Genomic DNA, 22967 nt, shown 5'->3' with positions numbered 1-22967 from the left:
CTTTTAAGATGAAAATCCTGATTACAGGGGCAAGCTCCGGTCTTGGTGCGGAATTTGCACGTCAATATGCGAACAAAGATACTGAACTTATTTTGTTGGCACGCAGAGAGCAAAAACTGCGAAGCCTGCAAAAAGAACTCGCTCCAAAATGTAAAAGTATTACTTTGCTTGTTGTGGATGTGACTGATTTTGTTCAACTTCAGAAAAAAGTCAGGTCAGTCGGAGCAGTTGATTTACTTCTGTTAAATGCCGGAATATCGCTTGGACATACGCAAAATATTCCAACGATACATGATTTTCAAAATCTTTACAATGTGAATGTGCTGGCAAATCATGCGATTTTAGAAGTGCTTTTACCGCAACTGCAGGCACAAAAAAGCGGTCATATTGTATTTGTTTCATCGCTTTCGTCACTTTTTACTATGCCGAGTGCAAAAGTGTATGCTTCGTCCAAACGTGCTTTAAATGCCTATGCTGAGGGTATATTTTACAAGTATGCAAAAGACGGTTTACATGTAAGCATACTTTTGCCGGGATTTGTCAAAAGTGAAATGACTGACAAAAATGAATTTAAGATGCCGTTTTTGCTGGATACTGCAGAGGGAGTCAAACGTATGAAAAAGGCAATAGAAAAAAGAAAAAAGTTTTATGCCTTTCCTCTTAGATTTTATTTAATCATTCGTTTTATGAATTTACTTCCATCAGCTTTAAGTCAAAGAATTGTAAACTATCTTTCATAGTTGCATATTGCAGATTTTTTAAGAATATTTTATGAAGACAAATCCTCCCTTCGGTCTGAGCTTCACAAAACATCCTTAAAAAATCTTATTGAAAATATGGTAATAGTTAAGGGTGGAAAATGGAAAATATAGAGACAATAGACAGTGTGTGCGCATACTGTGGCGTAGGCTGTGACATTGCCGCACATGTTGATGTCAAAGAGAACAAAATCAAGAAGATATTCGCACATCCCGACGGTGCTACATCAGAGGGAAAGCTTTGTATCAAAGGAACATACGGTTTTGACTTTGTTGATGCAAAAGAGCGTATTAAAAATCCCCGTATCCGAAAAAGCTTTTTGGAAAAGAATCCTCATATCAAAGCTGTTATAGCTGATTCGCTTCATTCTCTGGATGAAAAATGGTATGAAACAAATTTGGAGAGTGCAACAACAGCCGGTGCAATGAAGCTCAAAGATATTCAGGCAAAATATGGCGACAAATCTGTCTGTTCGCTTGGCGGGGCAAGAAGCTCTTGTGAGAGTGCCTACTATTTTCAGAAATTTACGCGTTATACACTGAACTCTCCACATGTGGACAACTGTGCGAGAGTCTGCCATTCCCCATCACTAAAAGGCATGCGTCTTACTATAGGCGAAGGGGCTGCCTCGAATCCTTTTGATGATATATACAAAACAGAATTTATGATCGTAATGGGCTCAAATACTACAGAAGCTCATCCTATTGTCGGAAACCGTATGATAAAGCGGCACAAAAGGGCACGCCTATTGCATGTTTTGATGTTCGTGAGATAAAACTGCACAAGTTTTCAAAGTATAAAGCGGTAACACCGCATGAATCAAATCTGCTTGTTTTAAATATGATAGCCTACACTATCATCAAAGAAGAGCTTTACTGTAAAGATTTTATCAAAAACAGAACAAAGAACTGGGAACATTTCAAGGAAAACATATTAGCCGACCCGTATGCAAATCCGGAGTTTTTCAGAGATGTAGAAGGGTATGAGTATCTTGCGGATATGCTTCCTGAAATTGCCCGTGAGTATGCGGCCAAAAAGTCTTTGATTCTCTGGGGTCTCGGGATTACCGAACATGTGGACGGTTCCTATGCTGTTATGGCCATAGTGCATTTGGCACTAATGACCGGAAATATAGGTAAAGACGGAGCCGGTGTTATGCCGCTTCGCGGACAGACCAATGTACAGGGTGTCTGTGACATGGGAATGCTTCCGTATTATGCGCCTGATTATACAGCTCCAAAAGAGGTAGGGCTAATGACACCCCAACTGGTTGACGGAATGCTTGACGGCAGTATAAAAGGTGTTCTCAACATTGGTGAGGATCTGACACACATTCATCCGAATCTTAACAAGATTACGAAAGCCTTTGAAAATTTGGAACTGATATTTGTGCAAGAGCTTTTTATGACAGATATTGCCGAACGTGCCGATATAGTGGTAGGTGTAAAATCAGCCTACGAAAAAACAGGTGTTTATATCAATGCCATGAGAAAAGTACATCTTTCAAGACCTTTGGTAGAGTGTGATTTACCTGATGACTGGGAAGTGATCAAACTGCTTGATGAAAAGATGGGCGGCGGTTTTGGTTTTGACTCGTCCGAAGCAATATGGGAAGATGTCAGAAAAACAGCGACAAACAGATTTAAAGGCGCTTCTTACAAAGTGCTCAGAGAAAATGAAAAAAAAGGCATTTCCTGGCCGATAACCGAAGAGGGAGAGGGCACTCCTGTACTGCATCGCGAAGATTTCAGAACACGTGACGGCATTGGTGCTTTTAGATACCACGGATACAAACTCTCAGGGATGGTAGAAGAGATTTTAAACAAAAATCTCAAAGGATACCATCTTACAACAGGCCGTGCTATGGCACATTACAACAACTCTGCACAAACAAAATATACCGAAAAACTGATGAAACGCTATACAGAGGATCTCTTGTTGGTACATGAAGAGGATGCGGCAGACTTTGTGAGCGAAAAGGTGATTCTAAAAACAGAGTTTGGTCAGACAAATCCTCTTCGTGTAAAGTTTACCGATAAAGTCCGTCCAAAAACGCTTTATACAACATTTCATCATGCAGATTCAAAACTGAACAATATATTTGGAGACAAGAGTGATGAGCTGATTATGACAGCGGCATTTAAGTCTATACAAGTTGAAATAATAAACTGCTAAGCGAACACCAGCCCAGGTTAAAACCTGGGTTTCGAATAAATATAAGCATGTCAAGATATCGAGGAACCCAGACTTCAGTCTGGGCTGAGAGTTGTTTTGAAAATTGCCAAGAAAGGACATAAACCCATGAGCAGAGCAAAAGGAATATAGCAGAAGAAAAGGCTGCTCTATTCCTGCAGGAACATGGGTATACTATTTTAGAAAAGAATTTTTATTCCCGTTTTGGCGAATTGGACATTATTGCCTTCAAAGATAATATCCTGCATTTCATAGAAGTAAAAAGCGGTGAAAATTATGAACTAGCCATTCAAAACATAACACCGGCAAAACTCTCCCGTCTTATAAAAACCGCACAGGTCTATATGAAAAAAAATACTCTGGATCCTGAGTATATGTTTGATGCACTGATAGTCACCCCGAAAAACATAGAAATATTGGAAAATATTACAATTTAATTTAATTTTTGCTAAACTGTAGAAAGTGATATTTGTTTTACAGGTTTTTTTATGAAAAATAATTTTTTGAATGATACAATGAATAAAGACTATTTGCTCAAAACATTTGACAGAGATGTCATTTTTTCTGCAACTGATTTGCAGGGAAAAATTGTATATGCCAGTGAGGCATTTTGCAGAATAAGCAAATATTCAAAAGAAGAACTTTTAGGAAAAAACCATAATATTTTAAGACATAAAGATATGCCAAAAGAGTTGTTTGCAGATTTGTGGGCTACTCTCAAAGCCGGAAAAGAATGGTATGGCGAGATAAAAAACAGGGCCAAAGACGGCAGTTTTTATTGGGTGTATGCGCATATCGGACCATATACCAATGAGAGAGGGGAAGTTGTCGGCTACCATGCATTGAGAGAAAACATTACAGACAAAAAAGCTTTGCAGGAGCTGCAGAAAAATATGGAAAATATGAATGAGTATCTCAAAGAAGAGGTACACCGCAGAATCAAAGATATTGTAGCACTCAACAAAGATATACGTGAAACACAAAAAGAGATCATATTTACAATGGGCACAATTGGCGAGAGCCGTTCCAAAGAGACAGGAAATCATGTAAGGCGGGTTGCAGAGTATTCCCGCTTGTTGGCGGAGTACAGTGGTATGGATAAATTTCATGCGCAGATGTTAAAAGAAGCAAGTCCAATGCATGACATAGGAAAAGTAGGCATACCCGATGCTATACTCAACAAACCCGCAAGACATACAGCCCAGGAGACTGAAATTATGAAGACACATACTACTCTGGGGTATGATATGCTTAGACACAGCGACAAAGAACTTTTACAGATTGCAGCTACGATTGCGTATGAGCATCATGAAAAATATGACGGCTCTGGATATCCCAGAGGTTTGGCAGGAGAAGAGATAAGCATATATGCAAGAATTACCGCTGTAGCAGATGTATTTGATGCGCTTGGAAGCGAGAGAGTGTACAAAAAAGCCTGGAAGGATGAAGATATTGTTGCAATGTTTCAAGAAGAAAAAGGAAGACACTTTGACCCTCTGCTTGTTGATATATTTTTAAATAATATTGCGGACTTTAAGAAAATAAGAGACCGATATTGTGATGTTGCCTGCTCTTAGTTATTTGTATTTAAATCGGCTTCGTCTAAAAGGGTAAAAAAGCCTGCGGGCTCAAGCACTCCGAAACTTTCAAATAAAATTTTTCCCTGTGAATTAAGAAAATAGTGTCTTGGAACGCCGAATCTTTGGAATTTTTTTGGAATGAAGTGCCGGTCACGTGAGAGATATACAAGAATATAGTCTTGACGAAGCCTCTGTATGACTTTTTTTTGAGAGAGTGTTACTTCTTTAAATCTTTTGCAAAAATGGCATCTGTCCGCTCCGACAAAGAGGTAAATGTTTTTGTGCGCTTTTTGTGCTTGATTTACTGCCGTATTGTAATCATGCAGCCATTTGTCTGTTTCAAATCCAAAAAGAGAAGATGCTAAAAATAGGATAGTTATAAATGTTTTCATAATCAAATTGTATTAGGATTACAATTAAAATGATATAATTTTCTAATATAAAATGATATCTTAGGAAAAATGATGAAAGAAGCAAAAATATTTTTCGGTTCTAAAGAAGCAGAAAAAGCAGAAGTAAGCCAAAGAAAATCGCCTTACAGCGGGGAAGTGGTCTCAACTGCTCCTGTATGCAGTGAAGAGGATGCAAAAAAAGCATTGCAGATTGCCAAAGATGCCGCTGTATTTGCCAAAAAAAGTACTTTGGCACAGCGTTGCGCATGGCTGCTTGATGTTGCCAAAAAACTTCAAGAAAACAAAGAAGATTTGGCAAAAACCATTACGGATGAAGTAGGGAAGCCTATCTCTTTTTCGCGTATAGAAGTTGAGCGTTGTATTGAAACCATAACGCTTTCAGCAGAGACAATGCGGACAATGCACGGTGAAACGATCAACACTGATGCCATGCCCAGCGGGAAAAAAACGCTTAGCTTTTTTCGACGCGAACCTGCCGGTGTTGTTGTGGCAATTACGCCTTTTAATTTTCCTTTAAATCTCGTGGCACATAAACTCGGACCGGCACTTGTCGCAGGTAATGCCGTAGTGCTTAAACCGACACCCGAAGCACCTCTGACCGCATATAAGTTTGCAAAGCTTTTTATAGAGAGTGATTATGCCGTACCTGATGCATTAAGTGTTGTTTACGGTGATGCAGAAGTTGGCAATGCACTAATTACAAGCGATATTCCCCGTGTTATCAGTTTTACAGGCAGTGTTCCTGTCGGCAATATTATTACAAAGAATGCCGGTATCAAAAAAATAGGACTTGAACTCGGAGGCAATGCCGCGACATTCATAGAAAAATCGGCTGATCTGGCCTATGCTGCAACGAAATGCGCCATGGGTGCTTTTGTCAATTCGGGACAGGTGTGTATATCGCTGCAGCGTATTTATGTACAAGAAGATATATATGATGAATTTGCAGAACTTATGGCAGCGGCTACAAAAAAACTCAAAGTCGGCAGCCCTTATGATGAGGAGACATTTATGGGACCGCTCATAGACGATGAATCATGCCAGCGTGCTATGGGTTGGGTTGATGCCGCTATAAAAGAGGGTGCAATTCCTTTACTGGTTCCGCGTTTGGAAGGCAGAACATTTTATCCCTGTGTCATGGCAAATGTAAGGGATGATATGGCAATTGTCTGCGAAGAGGTCTTTGCACCGATAGTTTCGCTGGTAAAAGTGATGGATTTTGATGATGCTGCCCTAAGAATGAATGACTCGCCTTACGGTTTGCAGTTTTCGGTTTTTACGAACGATTTAAGCATTGCAAACCGTGCAATAGAGGAGCTTGATGCGGGCGGAATAGTTATAAACGATATGCCGACACTTCGTTTTGACATACAGCCCTACGGCGGGGTGAAACTCAGCGGAGTAGGACGCGAAGGTCCGCGTTTTGCCATAGAAGAGATGACGGAGTTGAAGTCTATTGTCATTTGTTAAATGACAAGTGAAATTTAGACTTTTGTACCCTAAGAGTCGGCACTAAAGTACCGATTCCGATGAAAGAGCTTTTGGGAACCCGCACTTTTAACGCTAAAGCGTAACTTAGAAAAAACTAAATTTTTTTTTGCAGTGCGGGCTTTGTTTTTTTACAAGAGAGGGCTGTATGAAAAAAAAAGTAATCGTTTCTGCCTGTTTACTCGGTGAGTGTTGCCGTTATGACGGTAAAACAAAAAAGACAGATGTGGTAGAAGAGGCTTTAAAGGAGTATGAAATCATTCCTTTTTGCCCTGAAGCACCGCTTTTTGGAACGCCGAGAGAACGTATCAATGTTTTGGAAATACACGGAAAAAAGAGAATCGTGACAGATGAGACAAACAAAGATGTTACACAGCTTTTGGAAGACGAAATAAACACTTTTATGAAACTGTATCCAAATGTTGAGCGTATCATCCTCAAATCCAAGTCACCAAGCTGCGGATATGGTACGACTCCTGTTTTGAATGAGAAAAAAGAGACTGTGAAACTCGGCAACGGAATCGCTGCAGAGCTTATGAGCAAATATTACAAAAATATCAAAATCGAAGATGAATTAAATTTTATGAAACATAATCCAAACGAGTCAGATAGACTTTAAAAGCATCATCCAGATCATAAAAAAACTCTAACTCGGGATTGTTCGCATCTATCGTAAACTCTCTCTCATGCATTTTGTTTTTCTCCATTTTCAGTGGGTTTGAAAATTGTAGTATTTTTTTATTCCGTTTTGGTTACAAAGAGTGACACATATTCTCTGTTAATCTCCTACAGGAATATAGGCAAAACCGTCATTTTGTTTGTTGATAAGTCCTATGGTAGAGTTTGGAATAATTGTTACAAAAGGAACAATGTCATCTTTTGTAAGCCTGTTGCGGTCCATTGCCGCACCGCACATTAGAAATTCCACATCGTAGGTGTCAGCCATTGTGGCGATACGCTGCTTGAGCTCTTTGTAGGCTTTTTGAAGTTTTTGATCATTTTTAAAGATGGTAGTGTCCAGATTTTTTACAAAAAATCTGTAGGCTCCTCCATGGATAACAACGGCTACATCAAGCTCTTTGAGCTGGTTTGCATAGAGTGTTTTGTTGAAAACAATTCCTTTGAGTATATTTCTTTCAAATTTTGCCAAATTTTTTGTTGTCAAATCATACACTGCCTTTGCATTTTCATCTTCGGCCTGAACCAGACTAAGAAGCAAGGTTAAAATCAGTATCACTTTTTTCATTATAAGTTCCTTTGAAATATCTTATCCCAGATAAGTAAAATTTATGTAAAATCACTTTTCTTTTTTTAGTACAACTTCACCCAGACCTGTTTTTACAGGGTATCCTGCTTTTACCCAGCCTTTGAGCCCGCCTTTGAGCGTGGTTACATTTTTGTAACCCATTTTTTTCAACACTTCTGCCGCAAGAGCCCCTCTGCCTCCGCTTCTACAATATGTGACTATCAGGACATCAGGATCTTTGATCTTTTTCGCCGCTTCCCATTCCAGATTGCCGCGTGTAATGGCTACAAAATTTTCTTTGTTGAACTCATCATAGGGAATACTTCCCTCGGCTCGCTGTTCACTCTCTCTTACATCCAGAACAATGACGTCTTCACCCTCATCAAGCAAAGCTTTAAGCTGTTTTGCAGGCATCTCTCCCACACTTTTTCTGGCTTCTTTGATAAGCACCATTTTATTTGCAATATCTGCCATAAGCAGGTTGGTACTCAACAATGCAATGATCAACAACAATTTTTTCATTGTTATTCCTTTGTTTTGAAATAACCTAATAGTTAAATGCTTAATTAGGCATTTAACTAAATAGATGAGAGTATGGTATAATTTTATAATTAAAATGTCAAGGACAACAATGCTGGATATGCAACAAAAAATCAAGATATTCAAGGCGCTTGGGAATGAAACACGTTTTTTAATTTTTAAAAATGTTTTTACGGGCGGATATACATGTTCTCTTGATAAAAAAGATCCAAAGGTCAAGGTCAGTCCCCATGCAACCTGTGTAAGCACCATTGCCGAGCATTTTGATTTTTCACTGCCTACGATCTCAAAACATTTAAAAGAACTTCGAGAAGCCGGTATCATCACAATGGAAAAAAAATCAAATAAAATCTATATAGAACCGAATATGGAAACAATCCGGGAGTTAGGGGGCTGTTTCAATACTTTGGTTGAAAACTTTGAAGCCAACCGGGAACTTTTTTTCACATAAGACAAAGCGTGTAAAATTACAACTTTTGAAGTTTCTTCTTCCTGTCAAGATAAAAAACATCAAAATCAGCGGCAATAAAACATTCCCCTTTATAGGCAAACTTTATCTCCCTGCAAATCATTTCTGCATCGCAGGAACTTCCCCGTGAATATCTTGGACTGATGTGGGTAGCTATAAGATTTTTTATGTGATGTTTCTGTGCCGCTTCACCCAGTTTTTTTGCTGTAGTATGAAGAAATTTTGTCTTTAATGCATCGTATACTTTCTGTGTGTAGGTACTTTCATGCACCAGCAGATCAAGATTCTCCAGATAAGCGCCTAAAATATCAGGTTCACTGTTGTCTCCGGCTACTATGAGACTTCTTCCCGGCAGGGGAGACAGCATATAGTCCTTTGAGAGAAACTCTTTTCCTTTGTGCATAATGCTGTTTCCTCGTTTAAGCTCTCCATAAAGAGGCGAAGGCTCGAGTCCCGCCAGGCGCAGCTTTTGCTCATCAAGTTTGTCTGTTGTGTCATGCTCTTGTATAAAATAGGCAAAACTTTCCACAGAGTGTACAAGCGGGAGAACACGGAGGACGAATTTGTCAAAGATTATTCTGCTGTTTGCTTCTGTCTCAACTATTTTGAGCGTATATCCCAGATGCTCTTGGGAAGTGTCTGTAACACATTCAATGAAATGTTTGATTCCTTTTGGTCCATAGATCGTCAGAGGAGAAAAGGCTTTATCGAGTTTTTTTGAAGAGAGCAGTCCGGGAAGTCCGTAGCAATGGTCGCCGTGGAGATGGGTGATGAAGACTGTAGAGAGTTTTCCAATGCAAAGAGAGGTTCTGAGTATCTGATGCTGCGTAGCTTCCCCGCAGTCAAAAAGATACCATTTATTGTCTTGGTCAAATTCGAGTGCAAGGGCTGTAACATTTCTCTCTTTTGTCGGCTTGCCGGCACTTGTTCCTAAAAAAGTAAGTTTCAATGCGTATTCCTTATATTTGTAATATAGGGCACTTCTAAAAACCCTGATATCCCTCAAAGCCAAAAAGAGGAGTGAGATTGTGCAAAACTTTTCTTGAACCATAGCCGTAGCTACGGTGATAGAAAATTTTGTGCAAGATTGCTTCTCTTTTTGGTTCCCGCAGGGCATTTTAGCAAAAGCACTACTGCTTCGTTAAAACCACTTGAAGCTACTCGTAGCTCCTGCGTAGTTTTTGCCTTGCATTAGTACCTTCGCTATAATGTTGAGATATATCAGGGTTTTTAGAAGTGCCCTATAATGAAAATAGTGAAATTTTATACAAAGGATACCCAATCATGAATAATTATCAAAGAGTCCATCCGCACAAACCCGCAGGTATTGAAAACAAACGAGCTTTTTTGATTGGTTCGGGTATAGCTTCTTTGGCTGCTGCCGAGTATTTAATGCGTGACGGATATATGCAGGGTCATCAAATAACGATATTTGAAGAGAGCAGTGTGGCCGGTGGTGCGCTTGATGGCGCAGGCAATCCTCAAACGGGCTTTGTAGCGCGCGGAGGACGGGAGATGGAAGAGCATTATGAGTGTTTGTGGGATTTGTATGCCGGGGTCCCATCTCTGGAGGAGGAGGGAAGAACTGTTCTTGATGAGTTTAAAGAACTCAATGACATTGATCCGAATTTTTCAAAGGTACGCGTAATATACAACAGGGGAGAAAAACAGCGTTCAACAGGTTTGGGACTGGAAGAGAAACACATAAAAGAGTTGACAAAACTGCTTTTGAAAAAGGAAGAGGATTTGGGAACTATGAGTGTTGAAGAGTATTTTGAGGCATCCTATTTTGAGACAGACATGTGGCTGTACTGGAGAAGCATGTTTGCTTTTGAGCCGTGGCACAGTGTTGTCGAGATGAAGCGCTATATGCACCGTTTTATGCATCTTTTGCCGGGAATGAGTACGATGAGGGGCCTGGTGTTTACCAAGTATAACCAATACGATTCTTTGACCCTTCCGCTGAAAAAACTTTTAGAGGACAAAGGTGTCAATTTTGTTTTTAACACCAAAGTAAGTGATCTGGAAGTAGATATTCAGGAAGAGAAAAAGACGGTAACCGCCATTCATCTGCTGCAAAACTCCAAAGAAGAAGTTATTGAGACATGTGAAAATGATTTGGTATTTTTTACCAACGGCTCAATGGTGGAAAACTCCTCTTTTGGAGATATGAAGAGGGCTCCTGTTTTAAATAGAAAAGAGGGTGCCTGCTGGGCATTGTGGAAAAAGCTGGCACAAAAAGATGCGTCTTTCGGCAAACCGGAAGTTTTTTGCAGTGATATAGACAAAACAAAATGGGAATCATTTACGATAACTGCCAGGGGACCAAAAATGCGCAAACTTTTGGAGAGTTTTGCCGAGAGAAAATTTTTGCCGCATAAAACAGCAACGGGCGGAATTATTACCATTAAAGATTCGAACTGGCTTATGAGTGTTACGGTAAACAGGCAGCCGCAGTATAAAAACCAGCCATTTGAGTATACGGTTGCCTGGGCATATGCACTCTATCCGGACAACAAAGGCGACTTTATCGACAAGAAGATGAGCGGATGTTCCGGAGAAGAATTGTTAAAGGAACTGTTATACCATTTTGGAATAGATGACAAGGATATGCAGGAATATGTTGAGGAGTGCATCGTGATTCCTGTGATGATGCCTTATATAACAAGCCAGTTTATGCCAAGGCTTCAAGGCGACAGACCGGAAGTTGTACCAAAAGGGAGTGTGAATCTGGCTTTTTTGGGGCAGTTCTGTGAGATTAAAGATGATTGCGTCTTTACTGTTGAATACTCTGTCCGTTCTGCAATTACCGCTGTGTATACACTATTGAAACTCAATAAAAATGTACCGGAGATATATCCGGGCCAGTATGATATTCGTGTGTTGGCAAGAGCTGTCAAAACGATGAAAAGTGAGCATGAAGGCTTGATAATGCGTTTGATTGAGAGTGTTGTCAAAAAGAAATTAAAAAATACCATTTTTGAAAAGTTGCTTTAGGACACCCCGTAAAGGCTCCGGACAAGAGATACCTGATGAGAAATCAAAAGTATCAATTGTCACGCAAAAGAGCTTATTACTGAAAAAGAGAGCTAAAGTATTCTTCAATATCTCCAGGTGTGCCTAAGATTGACATAAACTCACCCATGCTGAGGTTTGGATAGGCAATAGCAAGATAGTATTTCGGGTGTAGGATTTTTGCTGTGTCTCCTTCAACCATTACCATATAAGGTAAAAATGCACTGTGTTTTTCTCCTTTTATTTCAGAAACATAGTATTTTTCACCTTTCTTAGTCGGCATTGCTATACCATAAAGCGTTGCACTCCCGGTTTCTAATGTAAAAACAATGTTTTTTGCTGCATTTTTTTCCAGTTTCTCTTTGAGTTTTTCTCCTTTTGCAACTTCTATCATATCTTCATAATACGGCATAGCCATCATAAAGTGATACCCTGCAATATCGTCATCATCAAGAGCATCTTCTGAATTTTTGAGTGTGCCAAAAGCATTTGCAAGCTTGGTGTTTACTTTTTTTGCATGTGCTTTTTGAAAATCATCCTGCATAAAAGCATGTAAAAAATATTGTGGATTTGTAAGCACGAGTTCATTGTCTTTAGTGTTTACGAGCACTTTTTGCACACCGGCAAATGCCCTGTCTTTTTTAGAAGCATCTTTTGTCAATGTAGGACATGTATAGGCTATGACATGATAATTTGGGTCCTGCATAGCATCATATTCGCCAACAATCTGTAAACCGTTTTTTGTAAGTGCCGTTTTGACATCATTTGCATTTTGAAATGCCGCATATTCATATGTGCTTACTTTTTCAGCAAAAAGATTTGCTCCTATTATCATTGTTACCAAGCCTGTTACTACTGTTTTTTTCATTTTCTCTCCGTGAATTAAATTGAAAAATATTATAATTTATTATAGTTAAGAGGCACATTAATTTTAAAAAATTTGTTTAATTTGTAGAAAAAAGAGAATAAATTCAAAAAATTTAGCTCCTTTTGGATATAATCGCGTAATTTTATAAAAGAGAAACAACCATGGATATTAGAGAAGAGTATTTAAAATTTTTTGAATCAAAACAACATACAAGAGTTCCCTCAGCGCCTTTGGTGCCTGAAGATGCGACTCTGCTTTTTAACAACGCAGGCATGGTGCCTTTTAAGTCGATTTTTACAGGGGAGGTTCCTCGTCCCAAAAATCCTCGTGCCACATCCTGCCAGACTTGTATCCGTGCGGGTGGAAAACACAATGACCTGGAAAATGTCGGACATACAGCGCGTCATCATACTTTCTTTGAAATGCTGGGAAATTTCAGTTTCGGAGACTATTTCAAGGAAGAGGCAATTGCCTATGCCTGGGAGTTTATCACTGAGATATTGCATCTGGACAAAGACAAACTCTGGGTAACAGTGCATGAAAGTGATGATGAGGCTGAAGAAATCTGGAAAAAGCACATTGCGCCTGAGCGGATTATGCGTCTTGGAGACAAAGACAATTTCTGGTCTATGGGCGATACGGGACCGTGCGGGCCGTGTTCTGAGATTTTTTATGATCAGGGAGCAGAGCATTTTAGCGGTCCTGAGGATTATATGGGCGGTGAAGGCGACAGATTTTTGGAAATCTGGAACCTTGTTTTTATGCAGTATGAAGTCAAAGAAAAAGGCGGAGAGAGAATTCCTCTTGCACATCCATCCATAGATACAGGAATGGGACTGGAGCGTGTTGTAGCCATTAAAGAGGGTGCCATTTCCAATTATGGATCCTCTTTGTTTATGCCGATTATCCGAAAAGTCGAAGATTTGACAGGCAAAGAGTATGTATACGCTACGGGTGCATCGTACCGTGTTATAGCAGATCATATCAGAACCGCAGTATTTTTACTCTCTCAGGGTGTAAATTTTTCTAATGAGGGACGCGGGTACGTGCTTCGAAGAATCCTGCGCCGTGCTGTGCGTCACGGGTATCTTTTAGGTTTTCGCGAACCGTTTATGTATAAACTTGTAGATACTTTGGTTGATATTATGGGTGGCGAGTATGAGTATCTTCAGACCAAAGCAGAGGTTGTCAAAGAACAGATAGAGCTTGAAGAGGCACGATTTTTCAAGACAATAGAATCAGGCATAGCACTTTTTAACATGGAACTGCAAAATACCAAAGACAAGGTGAATGCCGAGGGCAGAGAAGGTGCCCTGGGGTATGTGTTTTCGGGTGAAGTGGCTTTTAAACTCTATGATACCTACGGCTTTCCGCTTGACTTGACAGAAGATATGCTCAAAGAAAAAAACCTCTCACTGGATACGGCAACATTTGAGAGCCTGATGAATGAGCAGAGAAGACGTGCCAAAGCTGCCTGGAAAGGGAGTGGGGATGATGCCATCAGCGGTGACTTTAAAACACTGCTTGAGGAGTTTGGTGAAAACAGATTTGTCGGATATGAAACTATGCATCATGCAAGCAAAGTGCTGGCACTTTTAGATGAAAAGTATGTGCGTGTGGAAGAACTGCAAGCCGGAGAAAAAGGATGGGTATTTTTAGATATTACACCTTTTTATGCTGAGAGTGGCGGACAGTGTGGTGATATTGGAGAACTTGAAGGCATTGCACAGGTAGTTGATACGAAAAAATTCTTTGGTTTGAATCTTTCGAAGATAGAGTTGCATGCCTCTCTCAAAGTCGGACAGCATGTAGATGCAAAAGTGGATATTTCCAGAAATGAGATAACAAAACATCACTCGGCAACACACCTGTTGCATGCGGTACTTTTTGATGTGCTTGGAGAACATATTTCACAGGCGGGTTCTTTGGTTGAGGCAAATCGTCTGCGATTTGATTTTTCTCATCCAAAAGCGCTCAGTGAAGAAGAATTACATGTAATAGAAGAACGTGTAAATGTTGAAATAATGCGTGCAATTCCTGCCCAAACTGAGGTACTGCCTATAGAAGAGGCAAAAAAATCAGGTGCGAAGAGCCAGTTTGGCGAGAAGTATGGAGACGAGGTGCGTGTTGTCAAATTTGCAGACGCTTCTGTTGAGTTTTGTGGCGGAATACATGTAGACAATACGGCAAATATCGGTTCATTTATCATTACCAAAGAGAGCGGTGTGAGTGCCGGTGTGCGACGTATTGAAGCTGTGTGCGGCAATGCGGCGTATAAATACTTTTGTGAGCAAAGAGCACTTGTAAAAGAGGCGCAGAGTGAAGTGAAAAATCTTGATCTGCTTGCAGGAATCAGCAGGCTCAAATCAAATATAGCTGCTTTGAAAGATGAACTCAAAGAGGCACACGAAGCTGCAAAAGTTGAAATTAAAGCAGATGAGATAAACGGTGTGTCAGTAGTTGTGGATGAACTGCCTAACGGGGATATCAAAGAAAAGATAGATGAGCTGAAAAATCAAAATGACAAACTCTGTGCAATGCTTTTCCAGGTCAAAGGCGATAAAGTGCTTATAGCCGCAGGTGTCAAAGGGTGCGAGGCAAAAGCGGGTGATTGGATCAAAAAAATAGCACCGCTCCTTGGCGGAGGCGGTGGCGGTCGTCCTGACTTTGCCCAAGCCGGAGGAAAAGATGCTTCAAAACTGCCTGAGGCAAAAGAAGCAGCACTGAAATTTATTACAGAGGTATTGGATTGATGAAAGATTTTATGATTGAACTTTTTGCAGATTACAGAACACAGATTGTCTTTTTACATGTAATCTCTGCCGTTGTTTGGGTCGGAGGGATGATTGCCATGAAATTTGCAGCGCATCCTTCATTTATACAAATTGAATCACCTCTGCACAGACTCGAACGAATTTCACAGGCACTCAACAGGCTCTTTATGATTGTTTTGCCTTTTGTTGTTATACTTATCATTACAGCAGTTATCATGGCTGTCGGACTTGGTTTTCGTGCGGCTGCCGTTGATGCAGGCGGCAATGTGATAGATGAGTATGCGATGCATATATATAATCTTGTGCATGTAAAAGAGGTGATCTGGATGATTATGGCGGCTAATCTTGCGGCTATGATTTTCAGACGCAACAAAGCACAGAAACTTTTACAAAAAGGTGATACAGCAGGTGCAAAAAAAGCGTTAGAGCTTATTGGAAAATATATGGTTCCCATCAATATCACACTTGGAATTATTGCAATTTATCTGGGAGTGACTCTGCGAAATGCCTATTAGACTCTGCTCATCATCTCAGACACGCGCCATGCTTTTAAAAAAAGCAGGCATTGATTTTATTCAAGAGAGTGTTGATTTTGATGAAGAGAGTATTGTCGCAAACAGCCCGAAAAACTTTGTTTATCAGGCAACTTTGGGCAAGTATGAAGCAAATCTCAGAGTATTTGGCTATGAAGAGTATCCGCTGTTGGTAGCCGATACTGTTGTTACAAGCCAGGGACATATTTTAAGAAAGGCACGCTGCAAAGATGATGCCCGTAATATTTTAATGACGCAGAGCGGAAATATTACGAGTATCATTACATGTATGATATATCATGCAAAACAGCAAAAGATAATAGATATTTCAAAGACAGACTATCTGTTTGAACCATTTAATACACAAGATTTGGAACGTTACTTAGAGAGCGGAGAGTGGCGAGGCAAGGCTGGTGCCTGTATGGTAGAAGGGTTTTGCAAGCCCTACATCAAAGAAGTCAGAGGCTATGAGAGTACGGCAATGGGACTTTGTGTCGAAGTGCTGGAAACTTTTATGGAGCAAAACTGATGTATTTTTATAAAAGATACAGTTTTTTTATTAATATACTGCTGGCATATCTCTTCGTACTTTTTGTCACATTGCAATTAAGTCTGGTTTGGAATGTTATTCTTGTCACACTTTTGTTTATGGGTATCAGTATTCTGTTTTATCGCTATGCCAAGCAAAAACACTATTATAAAAGTATCATTGACAACTCTACAAATATTGTCATTGTCAGTAATGAAAAAAAGCTTGTTTCTGCAAATAAAACTTTTTTTAAATATTTCAAAGGCTATAAAAATATAGAAGAGTTCTCACAAAAACACCATTGTATATGTGAATTTTTTGAAGAAGAAGAAGGATATATCGGCGCTGTAAACAATGGTCTGGGTTGGATAGAATATATTGTCAAAAATTCTGAGGTATATCACAAAACCAAAGTCAGGATTTACGACAAAGAGTACTATTTTGCTATTTCTGCTTCGGTTCTTGACAAAAAAGACAATCTGTACGGAATTATACTGTCCGATATAACCGAACAGGAAAACTATAAAAAAGAGCTGGAGATTCTGGCTGTAAAAGATTCACTGACAAAGATCGGCAACCGGCGTTTTTTTCATAAAAAACTGGATGAACAGATTTTGCTGACACAGCGCTATCACCATCCGTTTTCGCTGATTATTTTTGACATAGATTTTTTTAAAAAAGTCAATGACAACTACGGGCACGATACAGGCGATAAAGTACTGGTAGAATATACAAAGTATATTGCTTCTATGCTGCGTGATACCGATATTTTTTGCAGAATCGGCGGAGAAGAGTTTATAGTGATCCTGCCAAATACTACGAAAGACAAAGCGTATGCCCTGGCACAAAAGATAAGAGAAAGTGTTGAAAAATACAAAGCTGTTCTGCCTATTACCATGAGCTTTGGTGTTGCAGAGTATGAAAAAGGCGACGATGATATTTCTCTGTATAAAAGAGTTGATTTGGCTCTTTACAAAGCAAAAGAAACAGGGAGAAACAAGGTAGTTCTTGGATGAATTTTTATGCTAAAGAGCTCAAAGCTCTTCAAAGAGCAGGGCGTTATCGGACACGTGAAATTGTTGACAACACTCTGCATGATTTTGCCTCAAATGACTATTTGGGACTTTCGCACAACAAAGAACTTCATACGCTTACATGTAAAGAATTAGCAGAGTATCCGCTCAACAATCCCAAGGCATCTATGCTGATAAACGGCTATCATCAGATACACAAGGATTTTGAAGAGGCTTTATGTGAAGCAAACGGCTTTGAGGCAGCAATAGTGCTTGGAAGCGGATTTAATGCAAATATTGCCTTGATTGAATCGCTTGTCCGTCGTGGTGATACGCTTTTTATGGATGAACTGTATCATGCCTCAGGTGTTTTGGCTTCCCAGTTACATAATATAGATGTAGTTTTTTTCAAACATAATGATATGCAGGAGTTGCAAAGCTTGCTAAAACATTCAACTGCCAAACGAAAGATCGTTGCAGTTGAGGGTATTTACTCAATGGACGGTGATTTGTGCGCAAAAGAGGTTTTTGATATATGTGATGAAGAGGAAGCGATTTTGATAGTTGATGAAGCGCACAGCAGCGGAGTAGTCGGAGACAAACTGATGGGTGTTTTTGATTATTACGGTATTGCCGTAAAGCAAAACCATATTAAAATGGGAACGCTCGGAAAAGCCTATGGCAGTTTCGGTGCTTTTATACTCTCATCAGAACATATATCACACTATCTTTTAAATCGTGCAAAACCGATTGTGTATGCGACTGCTCTCTCTTTGTATGATACACTGTTGGCGCATAACGGACTCAAATATATTTTGCAAAACAGTGAAACACTGAAAAAAGAGATAATGCTTCGCCAAACAATAGTCTCCCAAGAGTTAGGCTTACATGTAAAGGGTTTGATTGTGCCTGTTTGTATAGGAGACAATAGACAGGTCATAGATATTAAAAACAGGCTGTTGAAATCCGGTTACAGTGTGGGGGCGATACGCCAGCCTACGGTTGCCTCTGCAATAATTCGTCTGATTGCAAGACTCGGTGAAAAGAGTGATACGCTCAGACTGGTTTGCAAAGAGTTGGCAGGAATAAAATCATGAAAATGTCCAAACTCAAAATTATCTACAACAATAAAGCCCTGGTGGACATCTCCTTTGACATTTCCTCTTCATTGGCATTAATAGGGCAAAGCGGCAGCGGAAAAAGCCTGACAATCAAGGCGCTTCTGGGGATGCTGCCCAAAGAGATGAGAGTAGAGCTTGCAGATAATTTTGATTTTGAACTCATTGCAGGAAAAACACTCTCTTTTGTGCCGCAGAATCCTTTTACAGCACTCTCTCCACTGACAAAAATCAAAAAACAGTTTTTCAGTGAGCCAAAAAGGGTCAGGGAACTTTTTGATGAAGTCGGTCTGCATTACGATTTGCTCGAACGCTTTGCCCCCGAACTCTCAGGCGGACAACTTCAGCGTGTTGTCATTGCAATTGCGTTAGAATCAAAACCGAGGTTACTTTTACTTGATGAACCGACAACCGCACTTGATCCCCAGACCAAAGAGGTGATACTTCAGCTTTTAAAAAAATTGCAAAAAAAAGAGCAGTTTCAAATGCTTTTTGTGACACATGACATAGCTTCTGCCAAGGCACTGTGCGAAGATGTTGCTATCATAAAAAACGGAAGAATAGTTGAAAGCGGAAAAATGCGTGAAATAACAGAGAATCCGCAACAAGAGTATACAAAAATATTAATAGAGGCCAGTTTTGCCAACAGGAAATTCAGAACATGAAAAAACTACTAAAAAGAACATTTGTAACCGTACTGATTTTAGGGTTTTTCTCACCCTTTATAATTCTTGGCTATTACCTGGTAAGCTATGATTATGATATCTCCTCCTTAGTAGACTACAAACCAAAACAGACAAGCAGAATATATGACAAAAACGGAGAAAAAATAGCAAATATTTTTGATAAACAGCATAGATATTATGCCTCTTTTAATGAGATTCCTCCAAGGGTAATTGAAGCACTTGTCGCCATTGAAGATACAACCTTTTTTGAACATTCCGGCGTTAATTTTGATGCAATTTTTCGGGCAGTTATCAAAGATATCAAAGCAGGAAAGATGGTTGAGGGCGCCAGTACGATTACGCAGCAGTTGGTAAAAAACAAATTATTGACCCGGGAGAAAAAACTTTCACGAAAAATAAAAGAGTTGATATACTCTTTTAAACTTGAAAATGCACTGACAAAAGAGCAGATTCTGGAACGGTATTTAAATGAGATCTATTTTGGGCACGGATATTATGGCATCAAAACAGCTGCAGACGGGTATTTTCACAAGAAGCTCTCTGATTTGACACTTAAAGAGATAGCCATACTTGTGGGATTGCCAAAGGCGCCAAGTACCTATGCGCCTACAAAAAACTATGATATTTCCATGGGCAGAGCCAATCGTGTCATAACAAGAATGTATACACTTGGCTGGATAGACGACGCAACATACAAAAAGGCATTGGCTGAAAATCCGGTAGTATATAATGATACACTGACACAAAACAGAGCCCCTTTTGTTGTGGATGAAGTTGCAAGAAGATTCAGAAATATGGGAATTGACGACTTAAAAACAGGCGGATATGAAATATATACAACGATTGATTTGAAACTGCAGGATATTGGAAGAAAATCACTGCAGTATGCGTATGACAAAGCTTTAGAGAGAATTGAAAAATATAAAGAAAAAGAGGCACAGGAAACAGAAGACGAAACCTTTAAAGTCCAGGATGTCAATGTGTCACAGCTTAACGGTGCTTTGGTTTCTCTTGATTCCAAAACAGGGGATATTTTGGCACTGCTTGGGAGTGTAGATTATAAAAAAAGCTCTTATAATCGTGCTACTCAGGGCAGGCGCCAGCCCGGTTCCGCTTTTAAACCTTTTATATATCAGGTAGCTATTGATTTGGGATATTCGGGTGCTACAAAACTTGTTGATATTGCCCAGACATATGCCTATGAAAAAAATGGTGAGGAGATGAAATGGCAGCCTAAAAACTATGAAAAAAACTATAAAGGTCTCATTACTCTCAGAGAAGCACTTATTCATTCAAGAAATTTAGCGACTATCAATCTTGTAAATGACATAGGCCTGTCACAGTTGCTGCGGGAACTGAAAAAATTTCATATTAAAAATCTGCCAAATGACCTCTCTATTGCACTTGGAACCATGTCAATGTCACCGCTTGAACTTGCACAGTATTATACGTCATTTTCAAACTACGGGATTCAGGTAAAACCTCACTTGATTACAAGTATTGACCAAGGCGGCAGTACTGTTTATAAAAAAGAGGATGTTTCTTATTATATAACGGCTCCGACTCAGGCTTTTATAATGACGACGATACTGCGTGATGTTGTCACAAGAGGAACAGGACGAAGAGCAAGAGTGCGAGGCATAGAAATTGCAGGAAAGACAGGAACAACCAATAATAATATAGATGCCTGGTTCGCGGGCTATTCTCCTACAGTTGAGACAGTTGTCTGGTTCGGCAATGATGACAATACACCGATGTATCACAAAGAGACAGGAGGACGGGTTTCGGGTCCTGCTTTTGCTTATTATTTCAGAAATCTTTTGAAACTCTACCCGCAGATAAAGCGAAAATTTGATGTGCCTGAGGGAATTATTGAAGTTAAAATCAATGGAAAAAAAGAGTATTTCAGTGATATCTCAAAGCCGCCAAGAAGTGATTACAGTGATGAAACAGAATCTGAACTTCTTTTTTAGCCAAAGGTTCTGTTTAAAGCACAAAACATGGCTTTGATTGAGGCTACAGTGATGTCGTTGTCTATTCCGACACCAAAACGCGAGAGTACCTCTTTTGTCTGAATTTCTATGTATGCTACTGCCTGTGCACTGCTTTTGTCACCACACGAGTGCTCCGAGTATGACTTAACAGTAAAATCATTTTTGTACTTTTGCATCAGTGCATTCTTACAGGCATCAATCGGTCCATTGCCTTCGCCCTCAGATGTAATGACATCTCCATTGTATTTGTACGTTAAAGTACATGTAGCCTTCCCGTTATCTGAAGAGAGCGTAAAGTCTATAAAAGAGATATGCTCTTCAATATTGAAATAGGTATTTTTAAAAACTTCCAAGATCTCTTCGGGTTCCAGTTCTCGTCCTTTTTCATCACTTAATGCCTGCACGGCACGACCGATTTCAGGATGCATGGCTTTTGGCAAATGGTAGCCGTAATTGTGTTCGAGTATATAAGCCACTCCGCCTTTTCCCGATTGTGAGTTAATACGGATGATACTTTCATACGTCCGTCCCACATCAGCCGGATCTATCGGCAGATAAGGCACTTCCCAAAAAGGGTCCTCTTTTGCCTGCTGATAGGCAAGCCCTTTGTTAATGGCATCCTGATGGGAACCGGAAAATGCAGTATAAACAAGTTCTCCGACATAGGGATGTCTTGGATGTGTCGGAAGTTCTGTACATGTTTCGACAACTCGCACCACTTCGTTGATATCCGAAAAATCAAGCCCCGTATCTATCCCTTGGGAGGTCATATTTAAGGCAAGGGTGATGATATCTACATTGCCTGTCCGCTCTCCGTTGCTCAAAAGTGTTCCCTCGACTCTGTCTGCCCCTGCCAAAAGTGCCAACTCTGTTGCAGCGATGGATGTGCCTCTGTCATTATGGGTATGGGTTGAAATGATGACATTTTCACGATTATCCAGGTGTCTGCCCATCCATTCTATCTGGTCTGCATAAATATTAGGCGTCGCCATCTCTACTGTTGCAGGAAGGTTTATAATCACCTTTCTGTTTTCGTTTATTCCCCAGCGAGCCGTTACGGCATTGGAAATCCGTGCCGCAAAATCCAACTCTGTTCCCGTAAAACTCTCTGGAGAATACTCTAAAAATATCTCTCCGTTATGATTTGCTTCATATTTTTTGACCAAATCAACACCCTCCAGGGCAAGGTCAATAATTTCATCCTGTGTTTTTGAAAACACTATTTTTCTCTGGGCAACCGAGGTTGAATTATACAAATGTACCGTTGCTTTTTTACACCTTCCAAGGCTTCAAATGTTTTGGCAATCAAATGTTCTCTTGCCTGCACAAGTACCTGAATTGACATCATCCGGAATGAGATTGTCATTGACGAGTTTGCGCAAAAAATCAAATTCTATTTTGGAAGCAGAGGGGAATCCCACCTCTATTTCCTTGAAACCGAGTTTAAGTAAGAGTGCAAATAATTCAAGTTTTTTCTTCATATCCATAGGATTGATAAGTGCCTGATTGCCATCGCGCAAATCGACACTGCACCATATCGGTGCTTTGGTTATACTGTTGTCCGGCCATTTTCTGTCTGGCAAGTCTATTTTCGGATAAGGCTTGTATTTGCCTTTAGGAATATTCTTCATAAAGAATCCTTGTTCTTGAATTATTTAACAGCTGCACTCTTATACAGGACTATTATGTTTGCAATTATATCGAATTTTTGATTTAATGGGCTTTTATTTGGAACCCGTATTTTCTATG

At 39.8% G+C, this 22967-nt stretch carries 19 protein-coding genes and 2 pseudogenes; 15 read left to right on the top strand and 6 right to left on the bottom strand.

Features of this window, described 5'->3' with window-relative positions; genetic code table 11:
- The first annotated feature begins 8 nt into the window (after nt 1–8).
- From MLC44_RS11705 to MLC44_RS11690, 4 genes and pseudogenes are all read left to right on the top strand, one after another.
- Entirely contained in the window at nt 9–740 is a 732-nt protein-coding gene (locus MLC44_RS11705; protein WP_434657453.1) for an SDR family NAD(P)-dependent oxidoreductase, read from the top strand.
- A 119-nt stretch (nt 741–859) separates the two neighbouring features.
- Nucleotides 860–2934, top strand: a pseudogene (locus MLC44_RS11700) (molybdopterin oxidoreductase family protein).
- Between the two features lie 146 nt (nt 2935–3080).
- Complete coding sequence (locus MLC44_RS11695) at nt 3081–3389, top strand: YraN family protein (RefSeq protein ID WP_434658883.1); 309 nt, start codon at nt 3081–3083, stop codon at nt 3387–3389.
- Between the two features lie 51 nt (nt 3390–3440).
- Nucleotides 3441–4529 (top strand): HD domain-containing phosphohydrolase, encoded by a 1089-nt coding sequence (locus MLC44_RS11690; RefSeq protein WP_434657450.1) that lies wholly within the window; start codon nt 3441–3443, stop codon nt 4527–4529.
- Here the strand turns inward: MLC44_RS11690 and MLC44_RS11685 are convergent.
- The gene (locus tag MLC44_RS11685) at nt 4526–4924 is read right to left on the bottom strand and encodes a thioredoxin family protein (RefSeq protein ID WP_151899498.1); all 399 of its coding nucleotides are present in this window, start codon (nt 4922–4924) and stop codon (nt 4526–4528) included. The two genes, MLC44_RS11690 and MLC44_RS11685, sit on opposite strands and share 4 nt — an antisense overlap.
- A gap of 72 nt (nt 4925–4996) precedes the next feature.
- On the opposite strand from MLC44_RS11685, the gene MLC44_RS11680 reads away from it, so the two are divergent.
- Together MLC44_RS11680 and MLC44_RS11675 are read left to right on the top strand one after the other, a co-directional pair.
- Complete coding sequence (locus MLC44_RS11680; protein WP_434636853.1) at nt 4997–6415, top strand: aldehyde dehydrogenase family protein; 1419 nt, start codon at nt 4997–4999, stop codon at nt 6413–6415.
- A gap of 166 nt (nt 6416–6581) precedes the next feature.
- On the top strand, nt 6582–7052 hold the full coding sequence (locus MLC44_RS11675) for a DUF523 domain-containing protein (RefSeq protein WP_434636851.1): 471 nt from the start codon (nt 6582–6584) through the stop codon (nt 7050–7052).
- Between the two features lie 159 nt (nt 7053–7211).
- On the opposite strand, the gene MLC44_RS11670 is transcribed toward MLC44_RS11675, so the two are convergent.
- Nucleotides 7212–7679, bottom strand: a complete 468-nt coding sequence (locus MLC44_RS11670; protein ID WP_434580390.1) for a DsrE family protein — start codon at nt 7677–7679, stop codon at nt 7212–7214.
- Nucleotides 7680–7730: 51 nt separating this feature from the next.
- Nucleotides 7731–8201, bottom strand: a complete 471-nt coding sequence (locus tag MLC44_RS11665) for a rhodanese-like domain-containing protein (RefSeq protein ID WP_151899503.1) — start codon at nt 8199–8201, stop codon at nt 7731–7733.
- A gap of 109 nt (nt 8202–8310) precedes the next feature.
- On the opposite strand from MLC44_RS11665, the gene MLC44_RS11660 reads away from it, so the two are divergent.
- On the top strand, nt 8311–8670 hold the full coding sequence (locus MLC44_RS11660) for an ArsR/SmtB family transcription factor (RefSeq protein WP_151899504.1): 360 nt from the start codon (nt 8311–8313) through the stop codon (nt 8668–8670).
- 16 nt (nt 8671–8686) lie between these two features.
- Here MLC44_RS11660 and MLC44_RS11655 read toward each other — a convergent pair whose 3' ends face one another.
- Complete coding sequence (locus MLC44_RS11655) at nt 8687–9637, bottom strand: MBL fold metallo-hydrolase (protein ID WP_434657447.1); 951 nt, start codon at nt 9635–9637, stop codon at nt 8687–8689.
- Nucleotides 9638–9972: 335 nt separating this feature from the next.
- On the opposite strand from MLC44_RS11655, the gene MLC44_RS11650 reads away from it, so the two are divergent.
- A complete protein-coding gene (locus MLC44_RS11650; RefSeq protein WP_434657444.1) occupies nt 9973–11685 on the top strand; it encodes an oleate hydratase in 1713 nt (570 codons plus the stop codon).
- A 76-nt stretch (nt 11686–11761) separates the two neighbouring features.
- Here the strand turns inward: MLC44_RS11650 and MLC44_RS11645 are convergent, their stop codons facing one another.
- Nucleotides 11762–12571, bottom strand: a complete 810-nt coding sequence (locus MLC44_RS11645) for a hypothetical protein (protein WP_434657442.1) — start codon at nt 12569–12571, stop codon at nt 11762–11764.
- A gap of 161 nt (nt 12572–12732) precedes the next feature.
- Between MLC44_RS11645 and alaS the strand changes: the two genes are divergently transcribed.
- Genes alaS through MLC44_RS11610 form a run of 7 tightly spaced genes read left to right on the top strand, consistent with a single transcriptional unit; the run spans nt 12733 to nt 21197 of the window.
- Entirely contained in the window at nt 12733–15324 is a 2592-nt protein-coding gene (gene alaS, locus MLC44_RS11640; protein ID WP_418640710.1) for an alanine--tRNA ligase, read from the top strand.
- On the top strand, nt 15324–15860 hold the full coding sequence (locus tag MLC44_RS11635; RefSeq protein WP_418640709.1) for a hypothetical protein: 537 nt from the start codon (nt 15324–15326) through the stop codon (nt 15858–15860). The genes alaS and MLC44_RS11635 overlap by 1 nt, the downstream gene beginning before the upstream one ends.
- Complete coding sequence (gene maf / locus MLC44_RS11630) at nt 15850–16407, top strand: septum formation inhibitor Maf (RefSeq protein ID WP_151899509.1); 558 nt, start codon at nt 15850–15852, stop codon at nt 16405–16407. Before MLC44_RS11635 ends, maf begins: the two co-directional genes overlap by 11 nt.
- Nucleotides 16407–17423, top strand: coding sequence for a GGDEF domain-containing protein (locus MLC44_RS11625; protein WP_346389648.1), 1017 nt, complete (start codon nt 16407–16409; stop codon nt 17421–17423). Before maf ends, MLC44_RS11625 begins: the two co-directional genes overlap by 1 nt.
- Nucleotides 17420–18517 carry an aminotransferase class I/II-fold pyridoxal phosphate-dependent enzyme gene (locus tag MLC44_RS11620; protein WP_434657439.1) on the top strand — a complete coding sequence of 366 codons (1098 nt, stop codon included), beginning with the start codon at nt 17420–17422 and terminating at the stop codon, nt 18515–18517. The genes MLC44_RS11625 and MLC44_RS11620 overlap by 4 nt, the downstream gene beginning before the upstream one ends.
- Entirely contained in the window at nt 18514–19203 is a 690-nt protein-coding gene (locus MLC44_RS11615) for an ATP-binding cassette domain-containing protein (RefSeq protein WP_418640705.1), read from the top strand. Before MLC44_RS11620 ends, MLC44_RS11615 begins: the two co-directional genes overlap by 4 nt.
- Nucleotides 19200–21197, top strand: coding sequence for a penicillin-binding protein 1A (locus MLC44_RS11610; RefSeq protein ID WP_434657437.1), 1998 nt, complete (start codon nt 19200–19202; stop codon nt 21195–21197). The genes MLC44_RS11615 and MLC44_RS11610 overlap by 4 nt, the downstream gene beginning before the upstream one ends.
- Here the strand turns inward: MLC44_RS11610 and MLC44_RS11605 are convergent.
- A pseudogene (locus MLC44_RS11605) lies at nt 21194–22849 on the bottom strand (2-isopropylmalate synthase). The gene MLC44_RS11610 and the pseudogene MLC44_RS11605 sit on opposite strands and share 4 nt — an antisense overlap.
- Nucleotides 22850–22967 lie beyond the last annotated feature (118 nt).

This window comes from Sulfurimonas sp. NW9 (assembly GCF_051132275.1).
Taxonomy (GTDB): domain Bacteria; phylum Campylobacterota; class Campylobacteria; order Campylobacterales; family Sulfurimonadaceae; genus Sulfurimonas; species Sulfurimonas hydrogeniphila.
The sequence above is the reverse complement of the archived record's forward strand: the minus strand, read 5'-3'. Positions and strand labels throughout refer to the sequence as shown.

Excerpts from the sequence above, each read along its gene's own strand:
- MLC44_RS11705 (WP_434657453.1), top strand. The coding sequence starts at position 9 with ATGAAAATCCTGATTACAGGGGCAAGCTCCGGTCTTGGTGCGGAATTT.
- MLC44_RS11690 (WP_434657450.1), top strand. The coding sequence starts at position 3,441 with ATGAAAAATAATTTTTTGAATGATACAATGAATAAAGACTATTTGCTC.
- MLC44_RS11685 (WP_151899498.1), bottom strand. The coding sequence starts at position 4,924 with ATGAAAACATTTATAACTATCCTATTTTTAGCATCTTCTCTTTTTGGA.
- MLC44_RS11680 (WP_434636853.1), top strand. The coding sequence starts at position 4,997 with ATGAAAGAAGCAAAAATATTTTTCGGTTCTAAAGAAGCAGAAAAAGCA.
- MLC44_RS11675 (WP_434636851.1), top strand. The coding sequence starts at position 6,582 with ATGAAAAAAAAAGTAATCGTTTCTGCCTGTTTACTCGGTGAGTGTTGC.
- MLC44_RS11670 (WP_434580390.1), bottom strand. The coding sequence starts at position 7,679 with ATGAAAAAAGTGATACTGATTTTAACCTTGCTTCTTAGTCTGGTTCAG.
- MLC44_RS11665 (WP_151899503.1), bottom strand. The coding sequence starts at position 8,201 with ATGAAAAAATTGTTGTTGATCATTGCATTGTTGAGTACCAACCTGCTT.
- MLC44_RS11660 (WP_151899504.1), top strand. The coding sequence starts at position 8,311 with ATGCTGGATATGCAACAAAAAATCAAGATATTCAAGGCGCTTGGGAAT.
- MLC44_RS11650 (WP_434657444.1), top strand. The coding sequence starts at position 9,973 with ATGAATAATTATCAAAGAGTCCATCCGCACAAACCCGCAGGTATTGAA.
- MLC44_RS11645 (WP_434657442.1), bottom strand. The coding sequence starts at position 12,571 with ATGAAAAAAACAGTAGTAACAGGCTTGGTAACAATGATAATAGGAGCA.
- alaS (WP_418640710.1), top strand. The coding sequence starts at position 12,733 with ATGGATATTAGAGAAGAGTATTTAAAATTTTTTGAATCAAAACAACAT.
- MLC44_RS11635 (WP_418640709.1), top strand. The coding sequence starts at position 15,324 with ATGAAAGATTTTATGATTGAACTTTTTGCAGATTACAGAACACAGATT.
- maf (WP_151899509.1), top strand. The coding sequence starts at position 15,850 with ATGCCTATTAGACTCTGCTCATCATCTCAGACACGCGCCATGCTTTTA.
- MLC44_RS11625 (WP_346389648.1), top strand. The coding sequence starts at position 16,407 with ATGTATTTTTATAAAAGATACAGTTTTTTTATTAATATACTGCTGGCA.
- MLC44_RS11620 (WP_434657439.1), top strand. The coding sequence starts at position 17,420 with ATGAATTTTTATGCTAAAGAGCTCAAAGCTCTTCAAAGAGCAGGGCGT.
- MLC44_RS11615 (WP_418640705.1), top strand. The coding sequence starts at position 18,514 with ATGAAAATGTCCAAACTCAAAATTATCTACAACAATAAAGCCCTGGTG.
- MLC44_RS11610 (WP_434657437.1), top strand. The coding sequence starts at position 19,200 with ATGAAAAAACTACTAAAAAGAACATTTGTAACCGTACTGATTTTAGGG.